Here is a 25,431-nt window from a genome sequence, read left to right as displayed (position 1 = left end):
TTTTCAGGTAGCCTGCCAATCAGCAAAAGGCTACCTGAAATTTTATTCGCTATAACTGCGTTGGCCGAAAATGGCGCTGCCGATGCGCACCTGGGTGGCGCCGCAGGCCACGGCAGTTTCCAAATCTTCCGACATGCCCATGGAAAGCGTGTCCACGTCCAGCCCCTGTTGCTGCAAATATTGCAGCAATTCGTTCATACGGCCGAACTGTTGGCGCAACTCCGCCTCGCTGCTGCCCAGCCGCGCCACGCACATCAGGCCGCGCAGTTTCAACTTAGGCAACGAGGCTACCTGAAAAGCCAGCTCGCGGATGCTTTCTTCCTGCGGCGGTACACCGTGCTTCACGTCTTCGCCGCCGATGTTCACCTCAATCAGCACTTGTAGCGGCGGCATGCTTTCGGGGCGCTGCTCGCTTAAGCGGCGGGCGATTTTTTCGCGGTCGATGGTGTGCACCCAGTGTGCACGTTCGGCGGCGATACGGCTTTTGTTGGATTGGATGTGGCCGATGATGTGCCAGCAAATATCGGGGATGTCGGCCAGCTCGCTACTTTTTTCTTCAAATTCTTGCAGATAGTTTTCGCCGAAATCGCGCTGGGTGCTTTTTTGGCACAGCAGGCGCACGTCGGCGGCGGGGAAGGTTTTGCTCACGGCAATCAGGTCGGGCTCGGGGCGGCCGGCGGCTTCGGCAGCGGCCCAGATACGGGCGCGCACGGCGTGCAGATTCATGGTTAGCACTCTCATCGTTTTTCCTTTTAATCAAACAGTTCGCTGGGGATTTTACACACGGGGACAGGCTGGATTTTATGCAGGGTGGCGCGGTGCAGGCGCTGGTAAATCTCAAACACTTCGCGCTCGCGGCCGGCAAATTCTTCGGCGCGTCGGCCGGCTTCGCTCTGCGCCATCGCCCATTCGAGCTCAGGGTAGCTGGCGCCCATCTGCTGCTCGTCGGTGCGCTCTTCGTCCCACAGGCCGTCGGTGGGTGCGGCCTGGCGGATGGCGGGCGACACTTCCAGCGCTTCGGCCAGGGCGTACACTTGGGTTTTGAGCAGGTCGCCGATGGGGCTGAGGTCCACGCCGCCGTCGCCATATTTGGTGAAGAAGCCCACGCCGAAATCTTCCACTTTATTGCCGGTGCCGGCCACGAGCAGGCCGTTGATTTGGCCGTAGTAATAAAGGGCAGCCATGCGCAGGCGGGAGCGGGTGTTGGCCAGGGCGAGGTTTTTGCTGGCGGCGGCGGTATCGGCCACGCCGCGCTCGAATTGCTCGAACGTGGGCGTAAGATCCAGCGTTTGGCTGCGCACGTTCACAAAACGGTGCTGCAAGTCGGCGATGTGTTCGCGGGCGCGCGCCAGCTGGTCGGCCTTCTGGCGGATGGGCAGTACCAGGCACAACACGTCCAGCCCGCTGTGCGCGCACAAGGCGGATACCACGGCGGAATCCACCCCGCCGGAAATGCCCACCACAAAACCCTTCGCGCCGGCGCGCACGGCATAATCGGCCAGCCAGCGGCTGATGTGTCGGATAAGGGCTTCGGTTTGCATGATGGTTCCTTATGTTGGCAACAGCGGGAATATATCGCCAATCCGGCAAAAAGCCAAATGCCAAACCCATCCGGGCAATCTGCTAGAATCCGCCACAGGCTACCTGAAAACCAAGCATGCCCTTCTCCTGTCTCCTGCACAAAAGCAGCCGCCACTATTTTAGCTTCGCAAAAACCCGTCCCGACTACGCCAAGACATCCTTTTCAGGTAGCCTCTTCCGCCCGCTGTATAAGGCTACCTAAAAACCCCTGCTTCAACGGAGTTAAAAAGGACCCCCATGCCCCACCCCATCCCCCAGCAAATCCGCCTGCAAGCCGGCAGCCAAGGCCTCGTATTGGTTTACCCCGATACCGAATACACCCTACCCGCCGAATACCTGCGCGTTTACTCCCCCAGCGCCGAAGTGCGCGGCCACGGGCGCGGCCAAGCCAAACTGCAAACCGGCAAAGCCCGCGTCACCATCACCGATCTCGCCCCCGCCGGCAACTACGCCCTCAAAATCACCTTCTCCGACGGCCACGACAGCGGGCTTTACAGCTGGGCCTACCTGTATGAATTGGCAAGCGGATACGCTACAATGTGGCCCGACTACCTGCGCCGCCTAGAAGCAGCCGGCGCCTCCCGCCAACCCGCCGCACCAGATGCCTCCCCGCCGAAAGGAAAAAAATGCCCGCACTAAAGCGCACCCTGCCCATCCTCCTCGCCGCCACCTACAGCGACCGCAACCAATGGAAGCGCGACCTCGTCCGCTACGGCCTAAACCAAAACGACAAAGCCTTCGAAGCCAAACTTAAAACCGCCATGGACACCTGCTTCGAGCGCTTCACCAAAGGCCAACTCTAATCCGCCACCGCCGCCAAAGGCTACCTGAAAGCACCCCATGACCGACAAACAAACCCATTTCGGCTACCAAACCGTAAACGAAAGCGAAAAAGCCGCCAAAGTAGCCGAAGTCTTTCACTCCGTCGCCAAGAAATACGACATCATGAATGACGTTATGTCCGGCGGCCTGCACCGCGTGTGGAAACACTTCACCATCAGTACCGCCCGCGTGCCCAAAGGCGGCAAAGTGCTCGATATCGCCGGCGGCACCGGCGACCTCTCCCGCGGCTGGGCCAAGCGCGTGGGCGAGCGCGGCGAAGTGTGGCTGACCGACATCAACTCCTCCATGCTCGGCGTCGGCCGCGACCGCCTGCTCAACGAAGGCCTCATCCTGCCCGTGGCCGTGTGCGACGCCGAAAAGCTCCCCTTCCCGGATAACTATTTCGACCTCGTATCCGTTTCCTTCGGCCTGCGCAACATGACGCACAAAGACGCCGCCCTGCGCGAAATGCAGCGCGTGCTCAAACCCGGCGGCAGCCTGCTCGTGCTCGAATTTTCCAAGCCCGCCAAAATGCTCGCCCCCGCCTACGACCTATACTCCTTCAAACTCCTACCGCTGATGGGCAAGCTCATCGCCAAAGACGCCGACAGCTACCAATACCTCGCCGAATCCATCCGCATGCACCCCGACCAGGAAACCCTCAAACAGATGATGCTCAACGCCGGCTTCGACAGCGTGGACTACCACAACATGAGCGGCGGCATCGTCGCCCTACACAAAGGCGTGAAATTCTAAGGAAAATACCGAAACGCAAGCTAGGCTAAAAAATACCCTCTTGTTTGGCCTACACACCGGAGAAAGACATCGTTCCTTCCCGAGCTCGCCATGTGCTCAACGGCCGGGAAACCCCGACAGGTGCGACTATCTTTTTGTTGCCATCGACAACTTTTCAAGAGAGTGATACGTCGCCATCCTATCGGACAAAGCAGCAGGCAATACCGCCCGGTTTCTGTATGAGAACGGTATCGGTCAGAAATTTACCCGGGCTGCCCGTCCACAGGATAACAGTTCGAACACCATGAAGCCGCATGCGGGTTTGAGCGGTGATATGCTGTTTGGGGTGTTGCGGGTTTCATTCTTGTAAAATCACACAAACTAAACCATAAACCGTTCGATAAACCCCGCTCCAGAAACATCGACCAAACTGTCTATTTCTCTTTACCTAACAGCCTCCCCTCTTCTGCCTCTGTGTAATCCCGCCAACCTTTTCGATTACCCAACATGAAAGCCGCCTTCTTCCTGCTCTACCTCATCCAGCTCCTGCCCTTCGCCGCCATCCAAAAGCTGGCCGACGCCATCGGCACGCTCGCCTACTACGCCGTCGCCCCGCGCCGCCGCATCGGCCAAATCAACCTGCGCCTGTGCTTTCCCGAATTAAGCGAAGCACAACGCAAAGCCCTGCTCAAGCGCCACTTCCGCCACATGGCCAAGCTCGTGCTCGAATACGGCCTCTATTGGTACGGCAGCGCCGAGCGGCTCAAATCCCTGGTGCGCTACCAAGACAAACATTATCTCGACAACGAACTCGCCGCCGGGCGCAAAGTCATCCTGCTCTACCCCCACTTCACCGCCTTCGAGCTCGCCGTATACGCCCTCAACCAAGACGTACCGCTCACCAGCATGTATTCCCACCAGAAAAACCCCGCGCTCGATGCCCAAATCCTGCGCGGCCGCCACCGCTACAACAACGTCTTCCTCATCGGCCGCACCGAAGGCCTGCGCGCCATCATCAAACACCTGCGCGCCGACCCCGCCCCCTTCCTCTACCTGCCCGACCAAGACTTCGGCCGCAAAGACTCTATCTTCGCCGATTTCTTCGGCATTCCCACCGCCACCATCGCCGGCCTTCCCCGTATCGCCGCGCTCACCCAAGCCAAAATCGTGCCCGCCATCCCCACCCGCCAGCCAAACGGCCGCGTCGTACTGCGCTTCTATCCCGCCTGGGAGCACTTTCCCGGCGAAGATACCGCCGCCGACGTGCAGCGCATGAACGACTTCATCGAAGCGCGCGTGCGCGAGCAGCCCGAACAATATTTCTGGCTGCACAAACGCTTCAAAACCCGCCCCGAAGGCAGCCCCGATTTCTACGCCAAACCCGCCAAAGCCGATTAGACGCTGGCTCGGCAAAGGCTACCTGAAAATTATTTTTCAGGTAGCCTCATCTATATGAAAGAAAACAAAAATGGAAAATGCCGATTATCTGGCCGCCCGCCGCGAAGTGTGCGAATGGTCATTTGGCAGCACGCTGCTCAACGGCTGGGCAACGCTGTTTGGCGCGGCAGCTTTATTGTCCGTTATCAGCCGGATTCTGCTGCTCACCCGGCAGCACCGCGTGATGTGGATATTATTGTTGCTGCTGGTATTGCTCGCCGTGGCGCTCGGCCTGGCGGTACGCGCGTGGCGGCGGCGCGCCCGCTTGGGCGGCAAACCGCAGTTTCTGCGTTTGGAAGAAGAAGGCATCCGCTATTGCCTGGCCGGCGCAGGCGAAGGCTTTGTCGGCTACGACGGGCTGCAATTTGTGAACCTGCGCGGCGGCAATTTCCCCACCAAGATGCTGCTGCAATACCGCGAGCCGGGTCAAACAGGCGTGTTGCCGCACAAAATAACGCTGGATTTGGGCAAAATCCGCCCGCTGCCCAGCCAAGGCTCGCGGCTGTGGCGCGACAGCGCCAGCGAGGCGATGAAAGTGGCAGAGGAAATCCGCCGCCGCTGCAAGCCGGGGCAGCTTTATGGGAAATTGGTGTTTTGATCGGGTGCGGGCGCGAAAAGGCTACCTGAAAGCGTGAGCTTCAACGGAGTTAAAACGATGTCTTGCGCAGCAAGGCTGAGTTTCTGCGAAGCTAAAGCGTGAGCTTCAACGGAGTTAATACGGTGTTTTGTATGAAGCGGAGTTTTTGCGGGGCATAAGAAGCGGGGGCGTTTCGCATTTTCAGGTAGCCTGTTGTGCCGCCCAATAGCAAACCACAGCACCAAACGGATGCTGTGGTTTTTGTGTGTCAAAACTTGCCGAAGGTTTAGCGCGGCGGGCGGGCGTGGTATTTTCTGGTGAGTTAGGAAGGATGGCTACCTGAAAACCCCGCCCGCCCTCATCCGCAACGCGGCGCCACAAACGGATAGCCGTCTGCCATCACCTCCTCCAGTCCGCGGATTTCCGGCGTGGTGGTCAGCTTCACCAGCGCCGGGAAAAACACCTGCGGGTCGGGCAATACCCGCACCGGCACGCTGTGCCGCAGCTGCTGCGGGCACACTTCCGATTCCGGCAGCAGCGCCGCCGCCTCGATGCCCGACTCGATCCAATCCACAATCACGCTCGGCTGCGACACGTGCATGATCACCTTCGGCACGATGCCGCTCTTATGCAGCCGATCCATCAGCTGCTCAAAGGTGCCCACCCCGCTGCTGCGCCGCAGCAGAATCAGCGGCAGCGCGCCCAGCTGTTTCAGCGTCATCGCTTCGGGCGCGCCTTCCGGCAGCAGGCTGCGGTGCACCACGGCCACCAGCCGCACCGCCGGCAGCGCCAGATAGCGGTAGCGCTCCAGCCGTTTCGGCTGCTGGATCAGCGCGATGTCCACCAGCTGGTTGTTCAGTAGCGTTTCCAAATGGCTGGAATCGGACACCAGCACGTTGATTTCCGTGTCGGCATAATGGCGGCGGATGGCCATAATCAGCGGGGTGAAATATTTCTGATAGAGATGGGTGAGCCCGATGCGCAACACGTGCTGCTGCTGTTGGGCGAAAATCAGCGTGTCGCGCTCGATGTTGCCGATGCCCACCAGGATTTCCAGCGCGCGCTCATAGAGGAAGAATCCGGTGGGCGTGGGGCGGATACGCCCGCCGTCGCGAAATAGCAGCGGGGTGCCGATTTCCTGCTCCAGCTCCTGTATCCGCTTGCTCAAGGGCGGCTGGGAAATATGCAGCGTTTCCGCCGCCTTGGTGAAGCTGTCGCATTCCACTACGGTGCAGAAATATTTCAGCCTTTTGATGTCCATTACGTTTCTCCTGTTGGCTGTGGGAGGTTGTTGTTTTTCACTTCGCATAAGCGCTGTTTTTCAGGTAGCCTGTGCCCGCGGGCTACCTGAAATTTTCTGCGAAACTCACACACGGGCTGCTAAAGATTGTAGCAAACCCGCCACCCGCCGCTGGCGGAATTTTCCGCCGCCAGGCTGTCTTTTCCATACCGCCGGCCACTCCCACCCACAACAGGCTTGTTTTTTTATGCCAAACTGGCAATAATGCCGCCTGCCCCTCGCGGCAACCGCTTCCAATCTTCCAACGGCCAATCCGCTGCCGCCTTCCGGCGTTTCAGTGCGGGTTGGCTGCAAAATTCAAGAGAGTATCCCAACAAATGGCCTTATTGGTACAGAAATACGGCGGAACTTCGGTGGGAAGTTCCGAGCGCATCAAAAACGTTGCCAAACGCATCGCCCGCACCCGCGCCGAAGGGCACGACGTGGTGGTGGTGGTATCCGCCATGAGCGGCGAAACCAACCGCCTCGTTGCGCTGGCGCATGAAATTCAGGAATTCCCCGACCCGCGCGAAATGGACGTCGTCCTCGCTACCGGCGAGCAGGTGACCATCGGCCTCTTGGCCATGGCGCTGCAAGACATCGGCGTGCCCGCCAAAAGCTACACCGGCTGGCAGGTGCTGGTGCAAACCGACAACGCCCACACCAAAGCCCGTATCGAATACATCGACGACAGCAAAATGCGCGCCGATTTGGCGCAGGGCAAAGTGGTGATCGTGGCAGGCTTCCAAGGCGTGGATGCCGAGGGCAACATCACCACCCTCGGCCGCGGCGGTTCCGACACCTCCGCCGTGGCGCTGGCCGCCGCGCTCAAAGCCGACGAATGCCAGATTTATACCGATGTGGACGGCGTTTACACCACCGACCCGCGCGTGGTACCCGAAGCGCGGCGTATGCACACCGTGTCGTTTGAAGAGATGCTCGAACTCGCCAGCTTGGGCAGCAAAGTGCTGCAAATCCGTTCGGTGGAATTTGCCGGCAAATACCAAGTCCGCCTGCGTGTATTGAGCAGCCTCGCCGAAGGCGGCGAAGGCACCCTGATTACTTATGAGGAAGACCCCAATATGGAACAAGCCATCGTATCCGGCATCGCATTCGACCGCAACCAAGCCCGCATCAACGTGCGCGGTGTGCCCGACAAGCCCGGTATCGCCTATCAGATTCTCGGCGCCGTATCCGCCGCCAACATCGAAGTGGACATGATCATCCAAAACGCCGGCGAAGAAGGTACCACCGATTTCTCCTTCACCGTATCGCGCGGCGACTACCGCCACACGCTCGAACTTTTGAAAGCCGTGGAAGACAGCATCGGCGCGGCCGGCATTGACGGCGACGACACCGTGTGCAAAGTATCCATCGTCGGCATCGGCATGCGCTCGCACAGCGACGTGGCCGCCACCATGTTCCGCACCCTGGCCGAAGAAAACATCAACATCCAGCTGATTTCCACCTCCGAAATCAAAGTGTCCGTGCTCATCGACGAAAAATACCTCGAGCTCGCCACCCGCGTGCTGCACAAAGCCTTCGGTCTCGACCGCCAATAAAACCTACCATGCCCGTGCCACCCAGCCCGGGCATTTTATTTTTCAGGTAGCCTCCCATCACTGCGGAAGGCTACCTGAAAACTTCAGCTTCAACGAAGTGAATATCGGATTTTGATTTTCAGGCAGCCTCCCCGCACAGGGAAACCCGCAGCTGCGGCCACCTCGCCGGCCTACCCATCGAAACACCAGGACATCCCACTCCAAAGCAAGAGGCTGGTTGAAAGCTTCAACCAGCCTCTTGCTTACTCCCATTCCAATCAAAACCGCTCGTGCGGCGCCAGATAGCGCCACTGCCCCGGCGGCAGCGCGCCAAGTTTCACCTTGCCGATACGGATGCGCTTGAGCCCCACCACGCGCAGCCCCACCAGCTCGCACATGCGGCGGATTTGCCGCTTCTTGCCCTGTTTCAACACAAACCGCAGCTGGTCTTGGTTTTGCCACGACACCTTGGCCGGGCGCAGTGCCTCGCCATCGAGCTTCAGGCCGTGGTTGAGCAGGCGCAGGCCTTCATCGGAAAGTGTACCCTTCACGCGCACCAGATATTCTTTTTCCACCCCGCTGTTTTCACCGATCAGGCTTTTGGCCACGCGGCCGTCTTGCGTGAGCACGAGCAACCCGACCGAATCGATATCCAGCCGGCCGGCCGGGGCGAGGCCTTGGCGCTGCGCCGCTTTGAATCTTTGGGGGCTGCGGTCTTCCGGCCAACGGTTGGCCTCGGTGATCAGCTCGGCGGCGCTGCGGTAGCCCTTTTCGGCCTGCCCGCTCACGAAACCCACGGGTTTGTTCAGCAGGATGGTAACGCGCCCGGCCTGCTCTTCGTGCGCGGCGCGGTGCAGCTCGATGCGGTCGCCCGCACCCACTTTCTGGCCGAGCACGGCTTTTTCGCCGTTCACGCTCACCCAGCCGCGCTCGATATAGGCATCGGCTTCACGGCGGGAGCAGAGGCCGAGCTCGGCCATGCGTTTGGAAAGGCGGACGGTGTTGTCTTGGGTGGTCATATTCGTTTCTTTATTTAGGCAAATGTTAATTTCAGGTAGCTTGCTTGGGTGAGAAGGCTACCTGAAAAACAGAAATAGCAGCCCAAGCGGTTTTCAACTTCGCAGAAACTCAGCTTTAGCTTAGCCAAACATCGCTTTTAGGTAGACTCTCGGGTAAGGGCTACCTGAAAAACAGCATCAGGCTTGGTCGCGTTACCACTTCACGGCGCCACATTGGCGGGCTGCCTGAAATGGCCGACGATTTCGTAGCGAAACAGGATGTCCTCTTCGCGAGTGCCTGCGCCGATATTGTGGATAATCAATGGTGTATCACCATGTTTGCGGTCAGATACGATGCCGATGTGCGGCAGCCTGCTGCCCGCCAGCCGCCAGGTAACAATGTCGCCCGCGCGGTATCCGTCTTGCACCGCCCAGCCGTGCCGAGTGAAATAAACCTCCAGATTCGGCACGCGGCGGTGGTCGATATTCGGGTCGGGGCGTTTCAGCCCCCAGCGGTTCGGGTAGGTGGAAAAATTCGCTTTCATGTCTTGGTGAACCAACTGCTGCAAGTCTATGCCCTGCTGCCGCAGTGCGCGAATCACCACATCGGTGCACACGCCTTTTGCCATCGGCACATCGCCCATCGGATAATCCAGCGCAGTGTAGGCGGGGTCGTAGCGCACGGTTTGGCCGATTTGGCTGCGGGCGGCGCGGACGATGGGCGGCGCCCTATCCGCATTGCCGATCTGTGCCGATGCGGGCGGCGGCATGGTTTCAGGCAGGCGAACAGCTTTAGCGCGGGCATCGGGATTGTGCGGCGAGCGGGTGGCGTTCGCAAAATAAGCGGCAGAGAGGGCAGCGGCAATCAGGAGAGCGGCGAAACCAACGCGGCAGAGCAAACGCATAACACAACTCCTTAAAATCGGTCGTTCAAGGCGGAGGCAAGCTGTCTCGGGAGAACAGGCTACCTGAAAGCGTGGGCTTCAACGAAGTTAAAACGACGTTGCCGCAGGCAGCAGAGTTTCTGCGAAGCTAAAACAAAGCTTCAAAGAAGCTAAACCATATTGGCTTTGCTCAGCCGAGCTATTTATTTTCAGGTAGCCTCTTCGGGGTGTTGTGCAAACCAGTCGCGCACGCGCTGCAAATCTTCGGCGGTGTCCACGCCGGCGGCGGGGGCGTTGTCGCACACGGTTACGGCAATCTTGCCGCCGTGCCACAACACGCGCAGCTGCTCCAGCGATTCGATGGCTTCCAGTGGCGAGGGCGGCAGGCCGACGTATTGGTGTAGGAAGCCCACGCGGTAGGCATACAGGCCGATGTGGCGCAGCGGGGCGTAGCCTTCGGGCAACGCGGTTTGCTTGTCGGCAAAGGCATCGCGCGGCCAAGCGATGGGGGCGCGGCTGAAATAGAGGGCGTTGCGCCGCTGGTCGAGCACCACTTTCACGCAGTTGGGGTTGAGGAATTCGGCGGCATCAGCAATCGGGTGGGCGGCGGTGGCCATTTGCGCGCTGCCGCTGCCCAGAAGCTCGGCGGTGCGGTTGATGAGGGCGGGATCGATCAGCGGCTCGTCGCCCTGCACGTTGACGGCGATGTCTTCGTCGGCCATGCCCAAGAGCAGGGCGGCTTCGGCCAGGCGGGCGGTGCCGCTGGTATGTTCTTTGCCGGTGAGCACTGCTTCGATGCCGTATTCGGAGCAGGCGGCGGCGATGGCGGCGTGGTCGGTGGCCACGACGACGCGCTGCGCTTCGCTCAGCCTGGCGCGTTCGGCCACGCGCACCACCATGGGCTTGCCGGCGATGTCGGCCAGGGCTTTTTCAGGTAGCCTGCTGGAGGCGAGGCGGGCAGGGATGATGACGGTGAACGGGGTGCTCATGCGTGCAATTCTTCGTCGGTGAGGGGGCGGGCTTCGTTTTCCAGCATCACGGGGATGCCGTCGCGGATGGGGAAGGCGAGCCGGGCTTGGCGGCTCCACAGCTCTTGGCGCGCGGCGTGGTATTCGAGCGGGCTTTTGGTGAGCGGGCACACGAGGATGTCGAGGTATTTTTTATCCATGGTCGGTGTTTCTCTCAATGATTTGGGCGGAACGGTTTTAACTTCGTTGAAGCTCACGCTTTAGCTTCGCAGAAACTCTGCTGCCTGCGGCAACGTCGTTTTAACTTCGTTGAAGCTCACGCTTTCAGGTAGCCTCAAGTTTACCAAAACGGCGCGGGCAGTTTGCGCGAACAAAAATGTATGCCCGGGGCGCGGAAGCAAACGTAGCGGGCGGCGGTGCCGTCGGCGGCTAGGCGGCGGAAGGCGCGGTTGCGGTAGTACACGGTAAGCGGCCGGCCCTGGTAGCGCGGCTGCCAGCTTTGGCGCTCGGTGTCGTAGTCGGCGGAAAACGGGTAGCTGCGGCTGCCGATTTGGTAGCGGAGCGAGCGGGTGTCTGGCAGGTTCGGGCGCGGCGCGGAACCCACCGCTTCCGCGCGGCAGGTTTGCGCACGGCCGATTTTGCCGTTGGCGGCTACCTGAAAACATTGCGTGTCGCGGCTTTGCGGAATATCGGCCAGCGCGGGCAGCGGCAGCAGGCAGGCCAGGGCGGACAGGGTAAGGTGTCGGCGCATAAATCTTCCTTTCGATTGGGCGGCTTACTTTTTTCAGGTAGCCTTCAGTGAATTGGAGGCTACCTGAAAAATAATTTGCATGGTGTGCTGCCCTTGGTTTGCCGCCCTCTCTATATGGGAGAGCGGATAAAGTTTTCAGGTAGCCTCAATCAGGCCGGGCAGGCAACGGCGGATCACGGCCTGCACCAATTCTTCCGGCAGTTCGGCGCGTACGGGCAGCACCCACGCTTCCCTCGCTTTGTCGGCGGCGAGCTTCACCGCGTCTTTCTCGGTCACGATGTAGCAATCGGCCTCGGGCAGGTCGGCAAGCTGCCAGGCGGCGTGGTCGGGCAGCGCGATTTGTCGCACGGGTTCGATGCCCAGTCGCGCCAGTTCTGCAAAGAAACGCTCCGGCTTGGCAATGGCGGCAGCGGCGATCACGCGGCGGTTTTTCAGGTAGCCTTCAGGCAGCAGCTCGTGCGGGCGGTGCAGGCGGTAAACTTGCCCGCATTGCAGCCGGCTGCGGCAGAGCAACACTTCGGGCGGCAGCCGCCAATCCGGCATGGGGCTTTTGGGCGTGCTGTTGGCCAGCAGCACGGCGTTTACGCTTTCCAAGCGCTGCAAGGGCTCGCGCAGATTGCCGTGCGGCAGCAAATCCAGCCGCCGCCCCACCTCGGCGGCGGGGAACACGGCCAGCTCGAAATCGCGTTGCAGGGCGTAGTGCTGCAGGCCGTCGTCGGCCAGGATGATTTGCACTTCGGGGTGCGCGGCCAAAAGTGCCCTGCCCGCTTCTGCGCGTCGGTTGCCCACGGCGGTGGGGGCGCCGGTGCTGCGGTGCAGCAGCAATGGCTCGTCGCCGGCTTGGGCGGCGGTGCTTTCGCTGCTTAAAACATGCACACCGCGCCCGCTGCGCCCGTAGCCGCGGCTGATGATGCCCACGCGGATGCCGCGTGTCTGCAAGGCCAGCGCCAAGGCCTGCACCACGGGCGTTTTGCCGCTGCCGCCGGCCTGGATGTTGCCCACCACCGCCACAGGCACGGGCAGCTTTTCGCTGTGCCGCCTGCCTTTCAGGTAGCCTGCGCGCCGCCGTGCCGCCAGTATGCCGAACAGCCGAGCTAAAGGCCACAATAGCGGCGTGAGCAGCGGATTGGGTGTGCGCCAGTGGTTTTCAATCAGGCGGTGCAGCATTTTTCAGGTAGCCTTTTAAGCGTTTTCAGGTAGCCTGCGGCACGCGGCGGTAGTGCGCGAAATCGAAGCGGATGCCGTTGGCGGCGGCGGTATGGCTGCTGCGTTCGGCTTCCTGCCACTCGACGGGGGAAAAGTCGGGGAAGAAGGCATCGCCGTTTATCGTGAGCCGCACTTCGGTGAGGCGCAGATCGGTGGCCAGCGGCAGGGCTTGGGTGTAAATCTGCGCGCCGCCCATGATGATGATTTCGGGCGCATCGGCCAGTAGGGCAAGCGCGCCGGCCAAACTTTCAGCCCGCTCGGCACCTTCGGCCTGCCAGGCGCCCTGGCGGGTGATCACGATGTTCCGCCGCCCGGGCAGCGGCTTTTTGGGCAGCGAATCCCAGGTTTTGCGCCCCATCACCACCGGCTTGCCCAGCGTGTAGCGCTTGAAAAAGGCGAAATCTTCGGCAATATGCCAGGGCATGGCGTTGCCGCTGCCGATACAACCATTGTCGGCCACGGCGGCGATGAGGGTGATGGTTTGCATTTGAGGCTACCTGAAAATAAGCGAAGCGGAAGCATGGGCTCCAACGAAGCCAAACCGGGCAAAGAGCGTTTCGCCCAAACGAAATCTTGGCACAGCCAAGGGGGGGAATTTCTGCAACGCTAAAAAGTTAAAGCAAAGCGCCGCCATTGTAACGCAAGCCTCCCGCCTTCACAGCCCCAAAACGCGCGCTTTGGTGTAAAATCCGCGCTTCCCTGCGGCGCATGCCGCTTTGTTATTTTACTCATCACGGAGCAGCGGACATGACCATCATCCCCCCAGACCACCAAGGCACCGGCCTGCACATCGGCATCATACAGGCACGTTTTTCCAACGAAATCGGCAGCGCCATGCTCAAAGTGTGCACCAAAAAACTGGTTGAGCTGGGCGTGCCCGACAGCAACATCACCATCGCCACCGTGCCCGGTGCGCTGGAAGTGCCGCTGGCGCTGCAAAATATGGCGCAATCGCGCAGCTTCAACGCACTGGTGGCGCTCGGCGCCGTGATCCGCGGCGAAACCTACCATTTCGAGCTGGTGTCAAACGAATCCGCCGCCGGCATCAGCCGCGTGGGGCTGGATTTCAACATCCCCATTGCCAACGCCATCCTCACCACCGAAAACGATGAACAGGCTCACGCGCGCATCCAAAGCAAAGCCGCCGAAGCCGCCATCGTGGCCGTGGAATGCGCCAATCTGCTGCGCCGCCTCAACCCCGCCGACGGCGAACTGCCCGACGCCCTCGTCTAGCCCCACCGCGCTGCCAGCCGCACAATCAGGAAAACCGATATGAAGCCCAACAAAACCGCCCGCCGCCGCGCGCGCGAATTCGCCGTACAGGCACTGTATCAGGCCGCACTCAACGACCTGCCCACCGCCGATGTAGCCAAAAACATCCGCGAAAACGAACACTTCGCCAAAGCCGACAACGAGCTCTTCACCGCCGTGTTCTTCGGCGTGCAAGCCAAGCGCAGCGAGCTGATGCAAATCATCCGCCCCCTGCTCGACCGCGACAAAAAAGACCTCAGCCCCATCGAATGCGCCGTACTCCTGGCCGCTGCCTTCGAACTGCGCGACATGCCCGAAACACCCTACCCCGTCATCATCAACGAAGCCATCGAAGTCACCAAAACCTTCGGCGGCATCGACGGCCACAAATTTGTGAACGGCATCCTCGACAAACTCGCCGCCGAGCTGCGCCCCAACGACCCTAAACGCGGCTAAGCATCCTTACCCATCACGGCAGGCTACCTGAAAACGTTGGCTTCAGCAAAGCCAAAACCTGCCAGTTTTTCAGGTAGCCTTCCCCATCCGAACCCTTACGTATCCCGCCTCAGCCGCCCAAACTTTACATATCTTCAAATACCCTAACTTTCCATTAACCTCCGCAAAATCCAATATTTGGGCATCCGCCCCCAATGCGGTACAATGCGGCCTTCTCAACCACTCGGCAGGAAAGATTGCCATGAATATCGAAAAGAACAGCGTAGTAACCCTGCATTACGAAATGTTTGACGCCAACAACCAGCTCATCGACCAAACCGAAGAGCCCATCGCCTACCTGCACGGCGGCTACGACGGCATTTTCCCCCTGGTGGAAGAAGCGCTGCACGGCAAAGCCGTGGGCGACGAAATCGACATCACCCTCCAGCCCGATGATGCCTTCGGCGAACAAGACCCCGAGCTTGTGCGCATCGAGCCGCTCGATGTTTTCCCCGTGGAAGTGGAAGTCGGCATGATGTTTGAAGCAGATGACCCCGCCACCGGCGATGCCATCGTTTACCGTGTTACCGACATCGCCGACGGCAAAGCCGTGGTTGACGGCAACCACCCGCTGGCCGGCATGAAGCTGCGCTTCAAAGCCAAAGTGAGCGACGTGCGCGCCGCCACCGCCGAAGAAATCGCCCACGGCCATGTGCACGGCGAACACGGCCACCACCACTAACACGCCAAGCAACCAACCAATCCGCCCGCCCGGCATCCGCCGCCGCGGGCGGATTTGTTTTCCGTCTCAGCCCATCACGTCTCCCGCATCAAACAAGCGATACATTTTTGTCCAAAAGGCTACCTGAAAACCGCCCCAGGCTACCTGAAAAATGCCAACTCGCGTATCATACGGCAGATTAAAGCAAGCTGTTTTCCCCCACACCATTCCAACAATTCAGAGGAGCCGTTTCATGAACCTGCCCGCCCCGGTTTTGCGCCTGCAAGACAGCGCCCGCCAACAGAATTTCGCGGAAGACTTCCTCCCCTTCCTCACCGATTACTACCGGCAGGCCGACTTTGCCGACCTCGCCCGCTACAGCGACGACTCCCTCGTGGCTGCTGCCGATTCGCACCGCAAACTCGCGCAAGAGCCCCGCGCCGCCGGCAAAGCCGTGGTGCGCGTATCGCCCACCGGCGACACCGTGCAGCACACCTTGGTGGAAATCGTGGCCGACGACACCCCCTTCCTGTTGGATTCCCTGCTGATGCTGCTCCAACGCGAGCAGCGCCCCCCACTGGCCGTACTGCACAGCCTGTGGCACATCAAACGCAACGACAGCGGCCAAGCCGCCGCCATCCAGACCGAAGCGCTCGAAGGCAGCGGCAAAGAAGTGCTGGCCGCCTTCTATTTAGAAGGAGCCGAAGCCGCACAAGATCAGGAACTGGCCGACAAAATCCGCCTGCTGCTGGCCGAACTGGGCATGGTGGCCGCCAGCGAACACAAACTGCGCGGCCAGCTCCTGCTGGTGAACCAGATGATTTTAAACGAAGGCCGCAGCCAAGACGCCGAAATCATCTCCTTCCTCAGCTGGCTGGCCGACCGCAATTTCCTGCTGATGGGCTTCTGCGAATACGATTTGGTGAACCAGTCGGGCAGCCCGCGCCTGCAGCCCAAAGCCGACACCGCGCAAGGCATCCTCACCCAAAACAACAGCCGCTTCCTGGCCGACAACTTCGCCGCCCTCTCCGATGCCGACAAAAAACAATGGCTGCACAGTGACCGCCTGCTGCTCGACCGCTCCTCCCACCGCAGCCGCATCCACCGCCCCGCCTACTACAACCTGGTGGGCATCCAGAAACTAAACGCCAGCGGCCAAGTGATCGGCCAATGGTGCTTCATCGGCCTCTACACCTCCCCCACCTACACCGGCAGCATTTGGGACATCCCCGTGCTGCGCCGCAAAGCCGAACACGCACTCAAACACTTCGCCTTCGAAGACGGCAGCCACAACGACCGCAGCCTGCGCCACCTGCTGCAAAGCTACCCGCGCGACGAACTGTTTGAAACCGGCGAGGGTGAACTTGTTGAAGCCCTGGGCGGCCTGCTCGCCCTGAGCCAGCGCCCGCGCGTGCGCCTGTTTGCCCGTGCCAACCTGTTCAAACGCTATGTTTCCGTGCTGTGCTACCTGCCCAAAGAGCAGTTCGACAGCCGCCTGTGCCACCGCATAGCAGGCTACCTGAAAACCGCGCTCGCCGCCGACAACTGCGAATTCTCCATACAGCTGGCCGACGACAGCCCGCTGGCCTGTGCACAATTCCTGTGCCACACCAGCGCCGCACGCCTGCCCGGCTTCAGTTCCGCCGAACTGGAACAACACGTTGCCCGCCTGGCAGAAAATACCGAGGCCGATAACGCCACCGAAGCCGCGCCCGCCGCCGAATCGCAAACTGCGCCGCAACACACCGCGCCCGAACCTGCCCCGGCACTCCAGGCCGCAGCCCAACCCACCGCCCACGCCGAAGCAAACGGACCCTTCTCCGCCGCCTACCGCGAAGCCTTTGGCCCCGAACAGGCCATCGCCGATTTGAAACACGCCGCCCAACTCTCCAACGAGCAGCCCGTGGTGGTCACTTTCACCGCACAAGACAACCCAGTGGCACCCTATTCCTTCCGCCTCTACACGCCGCAAGTCAGCCCCAGCCTGTCGCAAACCCTGCCGCTGGTGGAAAACATGGGCTTAAGCGTGCACACCGCCGTACCCTACACGCTCTACACCGAAGACGCCGCCGTCGGCCTCACCCATTTTTCAGCCGCCGCCAGCGTACCGATACATCAAACAGCCGAAGGCGGGGCGGCCGCCGCTGCCGAGCTGCCCGCCCTATTTGCCGAAATCTGGGCCGGCCGCGTGGAAAACGACCGTTTCAATGCCTTGGTACTCTCCGCCGGCATTTCCTGGCGCAACAGCGTGCTGCTGCGCGCCATTTCCAAATACCTGAAACAGGCCACCCTGCCTTTCAGCCAAGAGCGCATAGAGCAAACCCTCATCCGGCACGGCGCCATTGCCGCCAAGCTGACTGAGCTGTTTGCCGCCCGCCTGCATCCGGAAGAGGCCGACGACAACCGTGCGCTGATGGTCAACAGCGAGCTCACCGGCCTCTTGGCCGACGTGCCCGCGCTCGACGACGAACGCATCATTAACGCCTTCCGCACCGTCATCCTCGCCGTGTGCCGCACCAACTTCTGGCAAAAAGATGAAGCGGGCTACCTGAAACCCGAAATCAGCCTGAAAATCAAATCCAAAGACATCCCCTTCCTACCCAAGCCACACCCCATGTTCGAAATTTGGGTGTACAGCCCGCGCGTGGAAGGCATCCACCTGCGCGGCAGCAAAGTGGCGCGCGGCGGCCTGCGCTGGTCCGACCGTTTCGACGATTTCCGCACCGAAGTGCTCGGCCTGGTGAAAGCGCAGATGGTGAAAAACGCCGTGATCGTGCCCAGCGGCTCCAAAGGCGGCTTCGTGTGCAAACAGCTGCCCGATGCCGCTGCCGACCGCGAAGGCTACCTGAAAGAAGGCGTGGCCTGTTACCGCATCTTCATCAACGCCCTGCTCGACCTCACCGACAACCGCACCGCCGAAGGCATCGAGCCCCCGCCGCATCTGCACCGCCGCGATGGCGATGACCCCTACCTGGTAGTGGCCGCCGACAAAGGCACCGCCTCCTTCTCCGACACCGCCAACGCCCTCGCCGCCGAACACGGCTTCTGGCTCGGCGACGCCTTCGCTTCCGGCGGTAGTGCCGGCTACGACCACAAAGGCATGGGCATCACCGCCCGCGGCGCCTGGGAATCGGTGAAACGCCACTTCCGCCACTTGGGCAAAGACATCCAAAACGAAGACTTCACCGTAGTCGGCATCGGCGACATGGGCGGCGACGTGTTCGGCAACGGCATGCTCCTGAGCGAACACATCCGCCTCCAAGCCGCCTTCAACCACCGCCACATCTTCATTGACCCCAACCCGAACGCCGCCAAAAGCTTCGACGAGCGCAAACGCCTGTTCCAAAGCGGCGGCGGTTGGGAAAAATACAGCCGCTCGCAGATTTCCCAAGGCGGCGGCGTGTATGAACGCAGCGCCAAATCCATCACCATCACACCCGAAGTGAAAGCCTGGCTCGGCATCGAAGCCGACAGCCTCACGCCCAACGAGCTGATCCGCGAGCTGCTCAAAGCCGACGTCGAGCTGCTCTACAACGGCGGCATCGGTACCTACATCAAAGCCGCCGCCGAAAGCCACGCCGACGCCCGCGACAAAGCCAACGACGAAGTGCGCGTGAACGGCGGCGAGCTGCGTGCCAAAGTGCTGGGCGAAGGCGGCAACCTCGGCGCCACCCAACTCGGACGCATCGAATACTGGCAAAACGGCGGCCGCTGCTGCACCGACGCCATCGACAATTCCGCCGGCGTGGATTGCTCCGACCACGAAGTGAACATCAAAATTCTGCTCGGTGAAGCCGTGCGTGCCGGCCGCCTGCCGCAGGAAGAGCGCGACGAGCTGCTCAAGCAGATGACCGCCGAAGTAGCGCAACTGGTGCTGCAAGACAACTACTTGCAAACCCAAGCCCTCTCCGTGACCCAGCTCAACCCTTCAGGCTACCTGAAAACCGCCGCCAACCTCATCGGCTATCTCGAAGAGCACGCCGCCCTGGATCGCGCCGTGGAATTCCTGCCCGACGAGGCCGAAATCCAGCGCCGCGCCGCCGCAGGTCAAGGCCTGAGCAACCCCGAAGTGGCCGTGCTGCTTTCCTACAGCAAAATGCACTGCCAAGACGCCATCCTCGGTAGCGACATCCCCGACGACCCCAATTTCCTGCCCGCCCTGATCCGCTATTTCCCCGCCCCGCTGCAACAGCAGTACGGCACCGAAATGCAGCATCACTACCTGAAGCGCGAAATCATCGCCAGCCAGCTGGCCAACCGCATCATCAACCGCATGGGCCCGCACTTCATCCAGCGTTGCAGCGAAGAAAACCAAGCCTCCGTGCCCGACGTGGTGCGCGCCTACTGGGCGGCCGACCAACTGCTCGACGGCGAAGCCCGCTTCCAAGCCATCCAAGCCTTCGACAACCGCCTGCCCGCCGAAGCCCAGATACGCCTGATTGCCGATGTGGCCGAGCTCATCAGCCACGTGGCCGGCCAGCTGCTGCGCAGCAAACGCCCTTTCTCTAACCTCGGCAACCTCATCACGCAATACCGCGCGCAAACCGCCGAATTCATGCAGCAGCTGCCCGCCCGCATTCAAGCCGAAGAGCACCCCAGCATCGCCGAACGCGAAGCCCGCCTGAGCGGCTACGGCGTGCTCAACGCACAGGAAACCGCCGAGCTCGCGCGCCTGCCCTTTGCCGCCAACGTGCTGGCCGTAGTGGATTTGGCCGCTGATTTGAGCAAACCCGTGGAAACCGTAGCCAAAGCTTATTTCATGCTGTCCGAACGGCTGAACATGAGCTGGATCTACCGCGCCATCGCCAAGCTGCCACGCGGCAACCAATGGCAGCTGCAGGCCTGCCTGGCGATCTACGAAGATGCCACCCGGCTCCACCTGGCGCTCACCCACGACTTCCTGCAGGCCGGCAGCAACGGCCACGCCGCTGCCAAAATCGCTGCCGCCCGCAGCCAGATTGCCGACATGCAGCAATACGAACCGGCCGATTTATCCATGCTCGCCGCACTGGTGCGCAATCTGGCCAAAATCGTCCACCCGGCCTGAAAGGCGTGAACCACGCATGAGCAACACCCCCCTCCACGGCAGCCGCCCGCTGCTCGCCATCGACACCTCCACCCAGTGGCTGTCGCTGGCGCTGCGGCACGGAGGCCATACCCGCCTGTTCCATCAGGAAACCGGCAGCCGCCAGTCTGAGCTCATCCTGCCGCAGATTGCCGCGCTGCTGGACGAAGCCGGGCTGGCCGTGGCCGACTTGGCCGCCATCGCCTATGCACAAGGCCCCGGTGCCTTCACCGGCCTGCGTATCGGTGCCGGCGTGGCACAAGGTTTGGCCGCCCCTTTTGGCATCCCGCTCATCCCCATTCCCTGCCTCGACGCCGTCGCCTCGCTGTGCCCCGGCCAGGCTGCCGTGCTGGCCGCCACCGATGCGCGCATGGGCGAAGTGTTCTACGCCTGGTTCGACACCCAAACTGGGCAACGCCTCAGCAGCTACCGTGTCGGCAAAGCCGCCGACATCAGGCTACCTGAAAAAAACAAGCCGGGCCAAAATACAGATACTCATTTTTCAGGTAGCCTCAAGCATACCGGTATCATCGGCATCGGCAACGCCTTCGCCCTGCCCGAGCCGCCGCCCTTCCCCGGCCGCCCAGACATGCCCACCGCCAAACATTACCTCGCGCTTGCCGCCTCCGGCCGCTATCCTGCCGTGAGCGCCGCCGAAGCCGAGCTGCTCTACGTGCGAAACAAAGTTGCCCTCACTGCCGCCGAGCAGGCAGCCAGAAAAGGCGCCGCATGATCGTCCGCCTCGCCCGCCCGAACGACAGCGCCGCCCTGGCCGCCCTCGATGCCCAATGCAACCCCTCCCCCTGGTCGGAAAAACAATTTGCCGCCTGCATCGGCCACGCCAATGAAACCGTGCTGCTGGCCGAACAAGGCAAAGAGTTGGCCGGGCTCATCGTGTGGCAAACCGTGCTCGACGAAGCCGAACTGCACCTCATCGACACTGCCCCCGGTTGGCGCCGCCAAGGCGTGGCCACCCTGCTGCTCGGCCACCTCTTGAAGCAGGCCGCCGCCAAAAATATCCGCCGCATCTTCCTCGAAGTGCGCAGCAGCAACCGCGCCGCCTTCGCCCTGTATCAACACCACGGCTTCATCCCCTGCGGCAGCCGCCCCGGCTACTACCCCCGCCCCGACGGCAGCCGCGAAGACGCCATGCTGATGGAGAAACCATGCTGAGCAGCCGCTACCTGCACCTGCACCAAGCCCTCGGCCTCGGCCCCCTGTGGCTCAAACGCAGCGCGCACGTCATCCCCGCCGACAGCCAAAGGCTACCTGAAAACGAACGAAGTGAGTTTCTGCGAAGCAAAAACAAGCAAAGCAAGTTTCGCCAAAACGAGCAAAGCGAGTTGCTGCGCAGCAAAAACGGCAGGCTTCCGTCCGGCCAAAATGCAGGTGATGATTTACCTAACCACATCCGGCACCAGGAAAGCCACCCCTCTCCCACACCCCGCACAGAAAACAGGCTACCTGAAAACGAACGAAGCGAGTTTCTGCGAAGCAAAAACGAACGAAGTGAGTTTCTGCGTAACCAAACCCGCCCCGCCAAAACCGCACCGCCCCCGCAAGGCCACCGCGCCGACGTACTTGCCGCCGTTGCCACCCCGCAGCCCTACCGCAACGAAACCCACCGCCAAACCGCCCCCAGCCCCCTCGCCCTCGTGCAAAAACTGTGGGCTGAGCAGCCTGCCCCCGCCTTCGCCGATACCGCAAGCCTGCAACAGCACGCCGCCGACTGTACCGCCTGCCCCCTGCACAGCGAACGCAAACAAGCCCTCAGCGGCCGCGGCAGCATCCCCGCCAAACTCATGGTCATCAGCCGCAACCCCGCCCCCAGCGACGACGAAGCCGGCCAGCTTCTCGCCGGCCGCCACGGCCTCCTGCTCGACAATATGCTCGCCGCCATCCACCTCGCGCCCGAACAGGTTTTCCGCACCGCCTGGCAGCGCTGCACCCCCCGCGTCTCCCTTAAGCCCACGCCCGAAGAGCAAGTGCGCTGTGCCGCCTTCATCCGCCAAGAAGCCGCCTGGGTGCGGCCGCAAGCCCTGCTGTTGCTCGGCAACAGCTTCTACGACCCCGTGCAGCAATGGCTCTCGGCCCAAATCGCCCCGGGCGCCCCCGCCTTCATCGTCCCCCACCCTGCCATCCTGCTGCGCCAGCCCGAGCTCAAAACCCAAGCCTGGGCCACGCTCAAACAGCTGCAACACTATCTGTCCAAAAGCTGATGCCCTCCTTTTCAGGTAGCCTCTTCCGGCACGGCAGGCTACCTGAAAACATCATGCAGCAAAGTTCTATCAGCTCGGAAATTTGCCATGATCTGCCCCACTTTTTTCAGGCAGCTCCGGCAAACATCCTTTCTGTTAAAATAAAACCGTTCCCAACGCCCCGAAAAACACCCCATCATGAACAAAAAAATCCTCATCGGCGGCCTAGCCGGCATCATCCTCATTGGCGGCACAGCCGCAGGCGGCAGCCTCTACGCCGACAAACGGCTCACCGACACCGTCTATTCCCCCGAGCTCATGCAGCGCTCCTTCGGCCTGGCCAACTTCCAAGCACAAACCGACCTAGGCGCCTTCTCCGGCACCGCACAATGGCAGGGCGACTTCCTGCCCGACCCCTGCCGCCCCGAGCAGAAAATCACCATCCGCGGCACCGACACCCTGCGCCGCTCCTTCGCCGGCTATCAGATCGACACCAAAGTCTATATCGTTTCCGATTCCCAAGAGCTAAACAGCATACTGCCCGAAGGCTTCCTGCTTGATGCCCGCCGCCGCATCTCCTGGAATGGCAGCGTGCAAACCGATATCCAAGTACCCGGCCGCAGCGTGCAGAGAGACGGCACCACCATCACCTGGCAGGTCATCAGCGGCCGCGCCAGCCTGCACAAAGAAAACGACGAACTCGTGCCCGACGAAGTGCAGTTCAGCATCCCCTCCATCCAAGTCAAAGCCGAGCGTGCCACCTTCTCCCTGCAAAACATCAGCCACCGCAGCCGAAACGCCTTCCTCGGCCACGGCAGCCTCCAATCCGGCAGCGCCGAAACCACCCTCGCCTCCCTCAGTTTCAGCAGCACCCCCGGCAACAGCATCGTCCTGAATAACCTAAAAAGCACCAGCAGCCAAACTGTAAGCGGCCAAACCCTGGGCTGGAGCAGCCGATTCGATATCCAAAGCATCGAATTCACCCAACAAAACAGCAAGCACACCATCCAAGACCTGCGCCTCAACACCGAGCTCAACGGCCTCACCACCCCCACCGTGCAAGCCTTCAGCGACCTCATGGCGCGCCAGCGCAGCAGCTGCATCCCGCAGCAAGAACTTAAAACCCAGTTTGGCGAAATCGCCACTGCCGTGCTCAACAGCGGCCTGAGCATCCAAGCCCAAGGCAACCAAATCAAGCTCGACGGTGCCCCGCTCACCGCTGACGCCGAGCTCACCCTGCCCCCTGGCCAATACGCCAACCTCGACCAAGTCAAACCCGGCACCCTGCTGAGTAAACTGCAATACCGCGCCGACATCCGCATCAGCAAAGGTTTCATCAGCGCCGCCGGCCACGCTTTCGCCGACTGGTCCAACAGCAGCTATAGCGAAGCCGACACCCAGCAGATTATCGACAAACTGCTCGCCCAGCCCGGCGCCACACAGGAAGGCGACACCATCCGCCTAAGCTACACACAACCCTAAGCCCGCAACCACACAGCAAACGGCTACCTGAAACCATTTTCAGGTAGCCGTTTACGCTCCAATGTTGCCGACAAATTTTCAGGTAGCCTCTCTCACAAAAGGCTACCTGAAAACATATGCCGCCAAATCAAAACAACCCAGCGTTTGCCGCCTCACATCCGCCCGGTGCTGCCGAAGCCGCCTTCGCCGCGCAAGCTTTCGGCAAACTCGTCCACCACTTGAAACACGGGCTGCACCACCGGCACAACCACCATCTGCGCTACGCGCGCCATTGGCTCAATGGTGAAGGGCTCACCGCTGCGGTTCCACAGCGAAATTTTCAGCTCGCCCTGGTAGTCGGAATCGATCAGGCCCACCAAGTTGCCGAGCACGATGCCGTTTTTGTGGCCAAGGCCGGAGCGTGGGAGGATCATGGCGGCGTAGGCGGGGTCGGCCAGGTGGATGGCGATGCCGGTGGGCACGAGGCAGGTGGCACCGGGGGCGAGCTCAATAGCTTCGTCCAGGCAGGCGCGCAGGTCGAGGCCGGCTGCGCCGGGGGTGGCGTAGTGTGGCAGGTGGCCTTGCATTTTGGGGTTGAGGATTTTGAGTTCGACTGTGGGCTTCATGACTTCCTCTATAACGATTTGAATTTCAAAGAAAATAAATTTTCAGGTAGCCTAATGCCCTGCGGCAGGCTACCTGAAAATATGGCTGCCCTGCAGCTTAAGGCATCAGCATACCGCCGTTCACATGCAGGGTTTGACCGGTGATGTAGCGCGCCTGCTCGGAGGCGAGGAACAACACGGCGGCGGCCACATCGTCTGCTTCGCCGAATTTGCCCAGTGAAGTTTGGGCGGTGAACGCGGCGCGGACTTCTTCCGGCAAGGCTTGGGTCATGGCGGTATCGATGAAGCCGGGAGCCACGCAGTTGACAGTAATGCCGCGGCTGCCCACTTCGCGCGCCAGGGATTTGGAAAAGCCGATGAGGCCCGCTTTGGCAGCGGCATAGTTGCTCTGGCCGGCGTTGCCCATGGCGCCCACCACGGAGGTGATGCTGATGATGCGGCCGCCGCGCTGCTTCATCATGCCGCGCAACACGGCTTTACTGGCGCGGAACACGGATTTGAGATTAACCTGCATGATATCGTCCCACTCTTCTTCTTTCATGCGCATCAATAAGTTATCGCGAGTGATGCCGGCATTGTTCACCAAGATGTCTAATTTGCCAAACTCTTTTTCGATGCCGGCAATCAGGTTTTCAATGCTGTTTGCTTCGTTGATTTCCAGCACGCGGCCATGCCCCTGCCATTGCGCCAACTGCCGGCCGACGGCGGCGGCACTTTCTTCGGTAATAGCGGTACCGATAACGGTAGCGCCTGCCTGCGCCAGCGTGGCGGCAATGGCCGCGCCGATGCCGCGCGAAGCCCCGGTAACCAAGGCAATTTTCTGAGAGAGATTTTGGGTAAGCATATTGGGATTCCTTTTCAGTGGGAAATGGGGTTTCAGGTAGCCTCTAAGCGT

The 25,431-nt window shown here is 61.1% G+C and carries 27 protein-coding genes; 15 read left to right on the top strand and 12 right to left on the bottom strand.

The window, feature by feature from the left end:
• Positions 1-42: 42 nt before the first annotated feature.
• Entirely contained in the window at positions 43-741 is a 699-nt protein-coding gene (locus H9Q10_RS10775; protein WP_197903987.1) for a YggS family pyridoxal phosphate-dependent enzyme, read from the bottom strand.
• 11 nt (positions 742-752) lie between these two features.
• Positions 753-1,541: an NAD(+) synthase gene (gene nadE / locus H9Q10_RS10770; RefSeq protein ID WP_197903986.1), complete on the bottom strand. Its 789-nt coding sequence runs from the start codon at positions 1,539-1,541 to the stop codon at positions 753-755.
• A 116-nt stretch (positions 1,542-1,657) separates the two neighbouring features.
• Here nadE and H9Q10_RS12270 point away from each other — a divergent pair, with 116 nt between their 5' ends.
• The 6 genes from H9Q10_RS12270 (at position 1,658) to H9Q10_RS10745 (ending at position 5,173) form a co-directional block, all read left to right on the top strand.
• Positions 1,658-1,783 (top strand): hypothetical protein, encoded by a 126-nt coding sequence (locus tag H9Q10_RS12270; protein ID WP_274381502.1) that lies wholly within the window; start codon positions 1,658-1,660, stop codon positions 1,781-1,783.
• Between the two features lie 35 nt (positions 1,784-1,818).
• The gene (locus H9Q10_RS10765) at positions 1,819-2,220 is read left to right on the top strand and encodes a gamma-butyrobetaine hydroxylase family protein (RefSeq protein WP_197903985.1); all 402 of its coding nucleotides are present in this window, start codon (positions 1,819-1,821) and stop codon (positions 2,218-2,220) included.
• Positions 2,208-2,384: a hypothetical protein gene (locus H9Q10_RS10760; RefSeq protein ID WP_197903984.1), complete on the top strand. Its 177-nt coding sequence runs from the start codon at positions 2,208-2,210 to the stop codon at positions 2,382-2,384. The genes H9Q10_RS10765 and H9Q10_RS10760 overlap by 13 nt, the downstream gene beginning before the upstream one ends.
• Before the next feature lie 37 nt (positions 2,385-2,421).
• Positions 2,422-3,159 carry a bifunctional demethylmenaquinone methyltransferase/2-methoxy-6-polyprenyl-1,4-benzoquinol methylase UbiE gene (gene ubiE, locus H9Q10_RS10755; RefSeq protein ID WP_197903983.1) on the top strand — a complete coding sequence of 246 codons (738 nt, stop codon included), beginning with the start codon at positions 2,422-2,424 and terminating at the stop codon, positions 3,157-3,159.
• A gap of 486 nt (positions 3,160-3,645) precedes the next feature.
• Positions 3,646-4,536 (top strand): lipid A biosynthesis lauroyl acyltransferase, encoded by an 891-nt coding sequence (locus tag H9Q10_RS10750; protein WP_197903982.1) that lies wholly within the window; start codon positions 3,646-3,648, stop codon positions 4,534-4,536.
• 70 nt (positions 4,537-4,606) lie between these two features.
• Positions 4,607-5,173 (top strand): hypothetical protein, encoded by a 567-nt coding sequence (locus H9Q10_RS10745; RefSeq protein ID WP_197903981.1) that lies wholly within the window; start codon positions 4,607-4,609, stop codon positions 5,171-5,173.
• A gap of 337 nt (positions 5,174-5,510) precedes the next feature.
• On the opposite strand, the gene H9Q10_RS10740 is transcribed toward H9Q10_RS10745, so the two are convergent.
• Positions 5,511-6,413, bottom strand: coding sequence for a LysR family transcriptional regulator (locus tag H9Q10_RS10740; protein WP_197903980.1), 903 nt, complete (start codon positions 6,411-6,413; stop codon positions 5,511-5,513).
• A 356-nt stretch (positions 6,414-6,769) separates the two neighbouring features.
• Between H9Q10_RS10740 and H9Q10_RS10735 the strand changes: the two genes are divergently transcribed.
• Positions 6,770-7,993, top strand: a complete 1,224-nt coding sequence (locus H9Q10_RS10735) for an aspartate kinase (protein WP_197903979.1) — start codon at positions 6,770-6,772, stop codon at positions 7,991-7,993.
• A gap of 257 nt (positions 7,994-8,250) precedes the next feature.
• Here the strand turns inward: H9Q10_RS10735 and H9Q10_RS10730 are convergent, their stop codons facing one another.
• The 7 genes from H9Q10_RS10730 to H9Q10_RS10700 form a co-directional block, all read right to left on the bottom strand.
• On the bottom strand, positions 8,251-8,991 hold the full coding sequence (locus H9Q10_RS10730) for a pseudouridine synthase (RefSeq protein WP_197903978.1): 741 nt from the start codon (positions 8,989-8,991) through the stop codon (positions 8,251-8,253).
• A gap of 200 nt (positions 8,992-9,191) precedes the next feature.
• On the bottom strand, positions 9,192-9,875 hold the full coding sequence (locus tag H9Q10_RS10725) for a DUF1287 domain-containing protein (protein ID WP_420841862.1): 684 nt from the start codon (positions 9,873-9,875) through the stop codon (positions 9,192-9,194).
• 188 nt (positions 9,876-10,063) lie between these two features.
• Entirely contained in the window at positions 10,064-10,843 is a 780-nt protein-coding gene (kdsB, locus tag H9Q10_RS10720; protein WP_197903977.1) for a 3-deoxy-manno-octulosonate cytidylyltransferase, read from the bottom strand.
• A complete protein-coding gene (locus tag H9Q10_RS10715; RefSeq protein WP_197903976.1) occupies positions 10,840-11,022 on the bottom strand; it encodes a Trm112 family protein in 183 nt (60 codons plus the stop codon). Before H9Q10_RS10715 ends, kdsB begins: the two co-directional genes overlap by 4 nt.
• A 140-nt stretch (positions 11,023-11,162) precedes the next feature.
• The gene (locus H9Q10_RS10710) at positions 11,163-11,573 is read right to left on the bottom strand and encodes a hypothetical protein (protein WP_197903975.1); all 411 of its coding nucleotides are present in this window, start codon (positions 11,571-11,573) and stop codon (positions 11,163-11,165) included.
• Positions 11,574-11,708: 135 nt separating this feature from the next.
• Positions 11,709-12,740: a tetraacyldisaccharide 4'-kinase gene (gene lpxK, locus H9Q10_RS10705; RefSeq protein WP_197903974.1), complete on the bottom strand. Its 1,032-nt coding sequence runs from the start codon at positions 12,738-12,740 to the stop codon at positions 11,709-11,711.
• Between the two features lie 25 nt (positions 12,741-12,765).
• Entirely contained in the window at positions 12,766-13,266 is a 501-nt protein-coding gene (locus H9Q10_RS10700) for a dihydrofolate reductase (protein ID WP_197903973.1), read from the bottom strand.
• A 260-nt stretch (positions 13,267-13,526) separates the two neighbouring features.
• On the opposite strand from H9Q10_RS10700, the gene ribH reads away from it, so the two are divergent.
• From ribH to H9Q10_RS10660, 8 genes are all read left to right on the top strand, one after another.
• Positions 13,527-14,012 carry a 6,7-dimethyl-8-ribityllumazine synthase gene (ribH, locus tag H9Q10_RS10695; RefSeq protein WP_197903972.1) on the top strand — a complete coding sequence of 162 codons (486 nt, stop codon included), beginning with the start codon at positions 13,527-13,529 and terminating at the stop codon, positions 14,010-14,012.
• A 39-nt stretch (positions 14,013-14,051) separates the two neighbouring features.
• The gene (gene nusB, locus H9Q10_RS10690; protein WP_197903971.1) at positions 14,052-14,486 is read left to right on the top strand and encodes a transcription antitermination factor NusB; all 435 of its coding nucleotides are present in this window, start codon (positions 14,052-14,054) and stop codon (positions 14,484-14,486) included.
• Positions 14,487-14,727: 241 nt separating this feature from the next.
• Positions 14,728-15,207, top strand: coding sequence for an FKBP-type peptidyl-prolyl cis-trans isomerase (locus H9Q10_RS10685; RefSeq protein ID WP_197903970.1), 480 nt, complete (start codon positions 14,728-14,730; stop codon positions 15,205-15,207).
• 232 nt (positions 15,208-15,439) lie between these two features.
• On the top strand, positions 15,440-20,233 hold the full coding sequence (locus H9Q10_RS10680; RefSeq protein ID WP_197903969.1) for an NAD-glutamate dehydrogenase: 4,794 nt from the start codon (positions 15,440-15,442) through the stop codon (positions 20,231-20,233).
• Positions 20,234-20,249: 16 nt separating this feature from the next.
• Positions 20,250-20,984: a tRNA (adenosine(37)-N6)-threonylcarbamoyltransferase complex dimerization subunit type 1 TsaB gene (gene tsaB / locus H9Q10_RS10675; protein WP_197903968.1), complete on the top strand. Its 735-nt coding sequence runs from the start codon at positions 20,250-20,252 to the stop codon at positions 20,982-20,984.
• Complete coding sequence (rimI, locus tag H9Q10_RS10670; protein WP_197903967.1) at positions 20,981-21,424, top strand: ribosomal protein S18-alanine N-acetyltransferase; 444 nt, start codon at positions 20,981-20,983, stop codon at positions 21,422-21,424. The genes tsaB and rimI overlap by 4 nt, the downstream gene beginning before the upstream one ends.
• Positions 21,418-22,470 (top strand): uracil-DNA glycosylase, encoded by a 1,053-nt coding sequence (locus tag H9Q10_RS12355; RefSeq protein WP_197903966.1) that lies wholly within the window; start codon positions 21,418-21,420, stop codon positions 22,468-22,470. The genes rimI and H9Q10_RS12355 overlap by 7 nt, the downstream gene beginning before the upstream one ends.
• A gap of 177 nt (positions 22,471-22,647) precedes the next feature.
• Positions 22,648-23,931 (top strand): DUF945 family protein, encoded by a 1,284-nt coding sequence (locus H9Q10_RS10660; protein WP_197903965.1) that lies wholly within the window; start codon positions 22,648-22,650, stop codon positions 23,929-23,931.
• A 152-nt stretch (positions 23,932-24,083) separates the two neighbouring features.
• Here H9Q10_RS10660 and dut read toward each other — a convergent pair whose 3' ends face one another.
• Both dut and fabG read right to left on the bottom strand, forming a co-directional pair.
• Complete coding sequence (dut, locus tag H9Q10_RS10655) at positions 24,084-24,536, bottom strand: dUTP diphosphatase (protein WP_197903964.1); 453 nt, start codon at positions 24,534-24,536, stop codon at positions 24,084-24,086.
• A 97-nt stretch (positions 24,537-24,633) separates the two neighbouring features.
• Positions 24,634-25,380 (bottom strand): 3-oxoacyl-ACP reductase FabG, encoded by a 747-nt coding sequence (fabG, locus tag H9Q10_RS10650; RefSeq protein WP_197903963.1) that lies wholly within the window; start codon positions 25,378-25,380, stop codon positions 24,634-24,636.
• Between the last annotated feature and the right edge of the window lie 51 nt (positions 25,381-25,431).

Origin of the sequence: Eikenella glucosivorans, assembly GCF_016025525.2 — a bacterium.
In the GTDB taxonomy this organism is placed as follows: Bacteria; Pseudomonadota; Gammaproteobacteria; order Burkholderiales; family Neisseriaceae; genus Eikenella; species Eikenella glucosivorans.
Note: the sequence above shows the minus strand (reverse complement) of the source record. Positions and strands in the feature narration are given on the sequence as shown.